A 6,932-nucleotide genomic window follows, 5' to 3' on the forward strand; every position below is an offset into this window, starting at 1 on the left:
TGTCAGTACCGCCGCTCTCGAGTTCAACCCCAGCCATGCGATGACCTGATCGTGGATTGACGTGCGTTTCCGAGGATCAACCATCACTTTTTTTGCGCCGCTGGCGCTTCTCCTGACATCGCTGGGCATGGTTACCGCGGTCTGGGGCTGGTTGGCTACGCCGGTCACACTGCCGCATGGGCCGACCGATCCCGCGGCCAAACTGGATTGCGTATCCTACGCGCCATTTCGTGACCGCCAGAGCCCCTGGAACGCGGACCTCGTCATCAGCCCGGAGCAGATCGCGGGCGATCTCGCCGAGCTTGCCAAGATCTCCAAATGCGTCCGCATCTACTCGGTCGACAATGGCTTGGACAAGGTGCCCGAGCTTGCGTCCGAGGTCGGCTTGAAAGTGATGCTCGGGGTCTGGATTGGACGCGACCGCGCCAAGAATGCGCTGCTGATCGATGCTGCGATTGCGCTGGCCGGGAATTACCCCGGCGTGATCACGGCGATCATCGTCGGCAACGAGGTGCTGTTGCGGGGCGAGATGACGGCAGCCGAGCTTCGGGACGTCGTCGGCTCGGTCAGGCGGCGCGTGAGCGTTCCGGTGAGTTACGCCGACGTCTGGGAGTTCTGGCAGCGTTACCCGGAGCTGGCGGACGTCGTCGATTTCGTCACGGTTCATGTGCTGCCCTATTGGGAGGACGTTCCGGTCGCGGCCGAAGATGCCGCCGCCCATGTCGATGCCATGCGCAAGCGGATGGTTCAGGCTTTTCCCGGCAAGGACATCCTGATCGGCGAAGCCGGGTGGCCGAGCAGGGGTCGGATGCGCGATCGGGCGCTGCCGTCCCGCATCAATCAGGCGCGCTTCATGTCCGCGCTTCTCGAGCTTGCGCGCCAGGAGAACTTTCGCGTCAACCTGTTCGAGGCCTATAACGAGCCGTGGAAGCGTCGCTGGGAAGGCACCGCTGGCGGCCATTGGGGCCTGATCGATCGCGACGGTCAGAGCCTGAAATTTCCGCCCGGCGTTGCCGTCAGCAATTACCCATTCTGGAAGTGGCAACTGGGATACGGGCTGGCTTTGAGCGCGTCCGTCTTCGCCGCGGCATGGTTCACGCTGCGACGCCAGCCGTCGTCGCCGCGACTGGCATCCTGGATTGCCGTGGCGGTCTCCGCGACCGTTTGCGGCATCCTGGCGGGACTAGGTGCCGAGAAGGCGTTTTACGAGAGCTTTGGCTTCGGTGGCTGGCTGGTTCAGGGCCTGCTGTTGGCCGCGGGACTGGCGGCGCCGCTGCTCTGCGCCAACGCATTGATGGCGGGGCGGCCGCTACCCGCCTTCCTGGAATTGATCGGCCCGACCGAGGCCAGAACTGCATCGCTCCCGACCCGGATCTTGGGGGGCGTGCTGATGGTGACCACGCTGGTCGCGACGCAAATCGCGCTTGGCCTGATGTTCGACCCGGGCTCTCGCGATTTTCCATTCGCCGGGCTGACCATGACGGCGGTGCCGCTCTGGACCTTGACACTGTTCAACCCTCAGAAATCAGCTGCGCGTCCGGTCGCCGAAGCGGTCTTTGCCGGTCTGTTCGGCATCGCCGCGCTCTACATCCTGTTCCATGAGGGGCCCTCCAACTGGCAGTCATTGTGGACGTCTGCCGCTTATGTCGTGCTCGGCGCCACCCTGAGGCAAGTTCGCCGCACCGCCGCGGCAGGCGATGTATCGCTGGCCGTCGCCGCGAGCAGGTGGCGTCGCGTTGCAGCGAAGCGCGATGCAGTCTCCGCAAATTTTTAGGAAGTGTTGCTGCGGGGAATCTTGAAGGCCGGCCACTCGCGCCGATAGCATCGTGAACGATTCCAAGGCGGCGAACCGCTTGGGATATGACCACAACGTCGGTCGATTTGGGGACAGCGATGCCAGTTGATCCGTTCACGATCCGAAAATTCAAGATCCAAAAATTCAAGACGAGTTTCATGCTGGCGTGCTGTCTCGCGACGTGGCCGGCGGCGAGCCACGCATTCACCCAGGAGGATCAGCGGCGGCTGTGCACCGGCGACGTGTTTCGGCTCTGTTCATCGGAAATTCCCGACGTGGAGCGGATCACGGCCTGCATGCGCCGACAGCGTGCCAGCCTCAGCGATGGCTGCCGCAGCGTTTTCGGCAAGCCATCCCAGCAATCAGCCGCGGACGACGTCGTCCGGCGGTAAACGCTTCGCGACGGCGCGACAAGATTGCCGGAACCGTCCGAAAGGTGCGCGCGTTGCCTGTCTTACCGTCGCCGAGTCGAGCCGCCGTCGCGGCTCCGAGCGGGATGGAACGCCAGGAGAGCGCCATGACCTCTGAAACGCAGCTTCACGCGATTGCGCGGCAGATGCTCGAGCAGCACGGCTTCGAGGCCATCGCCCACGCGGCCCAGAATGCCATGGCCTGCGAGGGCAGGGGTGAGGCCGAACAGGCCAAGGAATGGCGTCATATCGAAGACGCCATGAAGATCATGCGCGGACCGCACCACAGCTGAGCCGGTCCAGCGAGTGGTGCGACTCACTCCGGGGTCCCGGCGCTCGTGATGACACGGGCCTATCCTCGATCGCGATGGCGGCGCGATCCCAGTCTGCGCGGCCTGCCCAGATTAAGCGGCCCGGTCGCCTGATCTCAACGAATCTCTGACGTCGCTCTCAAGATCGGGTAGGATGGTCATCCACAGCGCCTACCCGTTGAACGGGAGAGCGCGGGTTTGTCTCGATTCTGCCTTACTTTTGGCTCCCATATTGAGCCATCGGCTGGTAAGATTCCTTGCGCGGGATTGGGACCCGAAGCGTGGTTGGGGACTTGATGGCTTCCGACGGGGCGAGTGTTGAGGCGCTGTTGATGCGCGACCGTTTCGGCCGGTCCGAGACGGTTGTGCTCGCCCTTGCTGTGCTCGCGATTGCCGCCGGCGCGGCCGCCTATTTCGCCGACTCCGATCAAGCGCCGCTCGCGACCGCCGCATTGCCGTCGAAGGCCGCCTTCAGCTCGTTCGATGATCGCTTCGGTCCGGCGTCAACGGCCGTGCTCGGTGCATCCATGGAAGCCATGTCCCCGTTGGAGGCGCTGGACCGCGCCGCATTTGGCGGGCCGGATTCGAGAATTCGCGACGCCAAAGGCATGCTTGCGCAGCAAATGGCCTTGCAGGATCAGCGCTCGATCGTGGCAGACGGCGCCGCGCTGGCTGCTCCGACCGTCGCAGTCGGTGTTCCCTTGCCGCGACCGCGTCCCGCCGCGGCGGACCTGCCCCCGGGCGCCGGATCGGCGATGGCCCAGGCCGGCCGGCCGGACGATCGCTCGCTGCTGCAAAAACTCTCCGACCTGCTGCCGCCGGGACCGGTCAAACTGGCTTCGCTCACGCCGGACGCCGGACTGCTCCGTCAGGCGCCTGACCTGTCCGCGCTCGGCTACGACAAAATGACCGCAGTGTACGATATCTCGGCGCGGATCGTTTACCTGCCGGACGGCACGATCCTGGAAGCGCATTCGGGCATGGGCAAGCTGCGGGACGATCCCGAGCACGTCGGGGAGCACATGGTCGGCGCCACGCCGCCGGCGACCTACGAACTGAAGCCGCGCGAGCGGCTGTTCCACGGCGTGCGGGCCTTGCGCATGGTCGTGGTCGATGGCTCGACGCTCGGACGTTCAGGCCTGCTCACGCACAGCTTCATGCTGGGACCCGACGGCGACTCCAATGGCTGCGTCTCGATCAGGAATTACGACCGCTTCCTGAAGGCATTCGACGACGGCGTGATCAACCGCCTCGTCGTGGTCCCCAGCCTGAGCGGTGTGACGCAGGCTTCGCAGCACCCGACGTCGGACTCGTGACGTCGTCTCCTCAGGCGGCCTCGTCCTCTCGCGCAGCGGCGTTGAGCAGCTCATGAATGAAGCCTCCAAATCCGAAACCGCGCTGCGCACGACGTTCAAGATCAAGCTGGACGACAAGACGGTCTCGATTGCGACCGTCGGCCAGGCCTATCAGTTTCTCACCAGCATCAACTCCGTCGAGTGGATGGAATTCCGCGCGATGCATGACGACGCCATCGCGGCGCTCGAAGGTGCCGCCGATAATGCAATGCTGACCGTGCAGGCGACCAACGCGCTGCGCGCCCTGTTCGTCAGCGCGAAGCTGTTGTGAGCAGGAATTTCCGTCGCACCACTTGCGGGAAGCGGTGCTTCGAAGCGGGCGAACCTGCATCTTCGCCGTGCTGCGAGCGCGAGCGAAGCGGTCCATCGCGCCGCAACGAAAGTGTCGATTGCGTCATCGCCAGCGCGTTCGCTCGTTGATCCGCGTTGCGGCTCACTCCGACGTGAAAAGACCGTGATGCTCTGGCGACCGTCGCGTGCTAGCCTGCCGCGTCATGAGCAATCGTCTCCTCGTCCTCTATGGTTCCTATCGGTCCGACCGCATGGGTATTCGGCTGGCGCATTTCGTCGTCGACGGTTTTCGCGCGCGCGGTGATGATGTCGAGCTGATCGATGCCAAGGAAGTCGGGCTGCCGATGCTCGACCGGATGTACAAGGAACATCCGAAAGGCACGGCGCCAGCTGCGCTGGAGAAGCTCGCGCGGCAAATCCGCGAGGCCGACGGCTTCGTGTTCATCACCGGCGAATATAATTGGGGCGTCCAGCCGGGGCTGAAGAACCTCACCGATCATTTCCTGGAGGAATGGTTCTGGCGTCCGGCCGCGATTGCGAGCTACTCGGCCGGACGCTTGTCCGGCGCCCGCGCCGCGACCGCCTGGCACGGCACGTTATCGGAGATGGGTATGGTGGTGGTGTCGAGCACGATCGCGGCGGGCCCGATCGCGCACACCTTGTCGGCGGAAGGCATGCCGACCGGCGATGGCGGCAACGCGCTGCAGGCGGCGTTCCCGCGCTTCGCCGATGATCTGACGTGGTGGATGGAAGCGGCAAGAACGCAGCGGGCAAGAAAGCCGCCGCCATATTGAGCGGTGCAGGACGGCCGTCAGCTTTTTCCTGACGCCGATCTCCGTCATCGACAGCGCCAAGGAGATTTGGAGGGATTTGGACACGGCGGCCCCATCAACTGCTAAGCTCCGGACGACAAGCCCGACCGAAGGATGAGTGAGGCATGTACGGAACGTCTGAATCGAAAATACCGCGGGGATTGCGCCGCAGTCGGCCGGCTTCTGCCGTGCTCGCTGCGCTGGGCGTCACCGCTGCACTGAGCATTGCCGCGGCGCATGGCGAAAATCTGGATCAAGGCAAGTCGGCCACGCGGCTGTTCGCCGACAGTTGCACGGCCTGTCATCGCAGCGCGCGCGGCCTTGCCAAGGGACGCTTTCGTCTGACGCTGTTCATGTTTCTGCAGCAGCACTATGTGACAAATTCGACCTCGGCCTGGGAGCTCACCTCCTATCTGGAGTCCGTCGATGGCGAGAAGCGCGGCCGATCGCGCACCGCTGCGGGGAAGCCGCCACGGCCAGCGGGCCGCATGTCGGGACTTCCGTTGCGTCCGCCGATGCCGGTGCCGCAACACTAGGCAGGCCGGTCGGGCGCTGCTGCAGCATGGATGTTTATTCTGGCAAAACCGACGCTGAGCCCGGTAGATTAAATATGGCCAATACAGCCCGCTTTTTTCTCGCGCGCAGCATTCGCCGTTTGGTCGCCGGACCTCAGTTGCGTTATGCTACCGCGACCGCCAATGGTTGAGAAGTCAGGAGTAGGCGCGCGGTTAGCGAAGCGGAGCAGCATCCATGATGACGTTACCGGAGCTGGCGGCAGACGCCCTGGAAGAGTTTCTCAGCTCCTATATGCGCCGCCGGTTCGGGTCTTCGCAGACGCACCTCGTCGAGACCGTGCCGGCGGCCGCGCGCGTCGCTCTCGAATGCATTGGAAACAGCGACGCACTTTACCACAATGTCGAGCATACGATGCTCGTGACGCTCGCCGGACACGATATATTCCGCGGTCGTGCCTTGCACACCCACCTCACGGCGGACGATTACGCCCACGTCATCATCGCCTGCCTGACGCATGACATCGGCTACGTGCGCGGCCTGTTCAAGGAGGACGACGCCGACGGTTTTGTGATTGATGCGGCCGGCAGCAAGGTGACGCTGCCGCGCGGTTCATCGGACGCCGGCCTGATGCCCTATCATGTCGACCGCTCGAAGCTTTACGTGATGAACCGGATCGAAGGCATGGCCCCGCTCAGCAAGCAGCGCATTGCCGCTGCGATCGAAGGCACCAGGTTTCCACCCCGCCAGGGCCAGGACTACGATGAGGAGGCCTCGCTCCTGCGCGCGGCCGATTTCATCGGGCAACTCGGCGACCTCAACTACATCCGGAAAGCCAATGCGCTGTATCATGAGTTCGAAGAGGTCGGCATCAACCGCCAGCTCGGCTATGAATCACCCGCCGATATCGTCAATCGGTATCCGCAATTTTACTGGGGCAACGTGGCGCCACACATTCAGACTGAAATCCGCTATCTCAACATGACGTCGAGCGGCCGGCAGTGGATTGCGAGTCTCTACGGCAACGTCTTCCGCGCCGAGCGCGACATCTCGCTGTCCGGCCCGCAAACCTGAGCTACACCGCCCGAATCGGCCGTGGGTTTGATCGTGGTGCGGCTGCTGTTCGATGTGGCGCAAAAGCAACATTCAAAGCCAAATCGCCTATCCATCCCCATCTCGCCACGGATCCGCCCGGATTGGGTTTCGCCCTGATATCGGCTGGATTTGGGCTGGGAGTGCGCGGATTGGAGATACCAGATGTCTTCCAACGACTGTGCCGGAGGGTCATCCGTCGCCTTTGAGGCGGACCACGGCGAGGCGGCTGCGATCTCGTCGGCGCCGATCCAGCGTGGCGTTCGGCTGTTGACCGTCGTGCTCGGCGCAGCGTCGCTTGTGGCCTGCGCGCAGTCGTCGGTCGTCAGCCGGAGATCCGCTTTCCTTCCCGC

At 63.9% G+C, this 6,932-nt stretch carries 8 protein-coding genes and 1 pseudogene; all 9 read left to right on the plus strand.

The window, feature by feature from the left end; genetic code table 11:
- Window positions 1–127 precede the first annotated feature (127 nt).
- Window positions 128–1,774, plus strand: a complete 1,647-nt coding sequence (locus WCB02_RS42225) for a beta-(1-6) glucans synthase (protein ID WP_423969027.1) — start codon at window positions 128–130, stop codon at window positions 1,772–1,774.
- Between the two features lie 179 nt (window positions 1,775–1,953).
- Window positions 1,954–2,187 (plus strand): hypothetical protein, encoded by a 234-nt coding sequence (locus tag WCB02_RS42230; RefSeq protein ID WP_423969045.1) that lies wholly within the window; start codon window positions 1,954–1,956, stop codon window positions 2,185–2,187.
- A gap of 125 nt (window positions 2,188–2,312) precedes the next feature.
- The gene (locus tag WCB02_RS42235) at window positions 2,313–2,498 is read left to right on the plus strand and encodes a hypothetical protein (protein WP_423969029.1); all 186 of its coding nucleotides are present in this window, start codon (window positions 2,313–2,315) and stop codon (window positions 2,496–2,498) included.
- A 314-nt stretch (window positions 2,499–2,812) separates the two neighbouring features.
- Complete coding sequence (locus WCB02_RS42240) at window positions 2,813–3,832, plus strand: tlde1 domain-containing protein (RefSeq protein WP_423969032.1); 1,020 nt, start codon at window positions 2,813–2,815, stop codon at window positions 3,830–3,832.
- Between the two features lie 52 nt (window positions 3,833–3,884).
- On the plus strand, window positions 3,885–4,142 hold the full coding sequence (locus WCB02_RS42245; RefSeq protein ID WP_423969035.1) for a hypothetical protein: 258 nt from the start codon (window positions 3,885–3,887) through the stop codon (window positions 4,140–4,142).
- A gap of 223 nt (window positions 4,143–4,365) precedes the next feature.
- The gene (locus tag WCB02_RS42250) at window positions 4,366–4,956 is read left to right on the plus strand and encodes an NADPH-dependent FMN reductase (RefSeq protein WP_423969037.1); all 591 of its coding nucleotides are present in this window, start codon (window positions 4,366–4,368) and stop codon (window positions 4,954–4,956) included.
- Window positions 4,957–5,162: 206 nt separating this feature from the next.
- On the plus strand, window positions 5,163–5,510 hold the full coding sequence (locus WCB02_RS42255) for a cytochrome C (RefSeq protein WP_423969039.1): 348 nt from the start codon (window positions 5,163–5,165) through the stop codon (window positions 5,508–5,510).
- A 214-nt stretch (window positions 5,511–5,724) separates the two neighbouring features.
- Window positions 5,725–6,561 (plus strand): metal-dependent phosphohydrolase, encoded by an 837-nt coding sequence (locus tag WCB02_RS42260; protein ID WP_423969042.1) that lies wholly within the window; start codon window positions 5,725–5,727, stop codon window positions 6,559–6,561.
- A 183-nt stretch (window positions 6,562–6,744) separates the two neighbouring features.
- A pseudogene (locus WCB02_RS42265) lies at window positions 6,745–6,932 on the plus strand (hypothetical protein); the annotation flags it as partial.

It is taken from the genome of Bradyrhizobium sp., assembly GCF_049581145.1.
Lineage (GTDB): Bacteria > Pseudomonadota > Alphaproteobacteria > Rhizobiales > Xanthobacteraceae > Bradyrhizobium.

Bases quoted from the DNA above. Each gene is read 5' to 3' on its own strand.
- WCB02_RS42260 (WP_423969042.1), top strand. From the start codon at position 5,725: ATGATGACGTTACCGGAGCTGGCGGCAGACGCCCTGGAAGAGTTTCTC.
- WCB02_RS42235 (WP_423969029.1), top strand. From the start codon at position 2,313: ATGACCTCTGAAACGCAGCTTCACGCGATTGCGCGGCAGATGCTCGAG.
- WCB02_RS42225 (WP_423969027.1), top strand. From the start codon at position 128: ATGGTTACCGCGGTCTGGGGCTGGTTGGCTACGCCGGTCACACTGCCG.
- WCB02_RS42250 (WP_423969037.1), top strand. From the start codon at position 4,366: ATGAGCAATCGTCTCCTCGTCCTCTATGGTTCCTATCGGTCCGACCGC.
- WCB02_RS42230 (WP_423969045.1), top strand. From the start codon at position 1,954: ATGCTGGCGTGCTGTCTCGCGACGTGGCCGGCGGCGAGCCACGCATTC.
- WCB02_RS42245 (WP_423969035.1), top strand. From the start codon at position 3,885: ATGAATGAAGCCTCCAAATCCGAAACCGCGCTGCGCACGACGTTCAAG.
- WCB02_RS42240 (WP_423969032.1), top strand. From the start codon at position 2,813: ATGGCTTCCGACGGGGCGAGTGTTGAGGCGCTGTTGATGCGCGACCGT.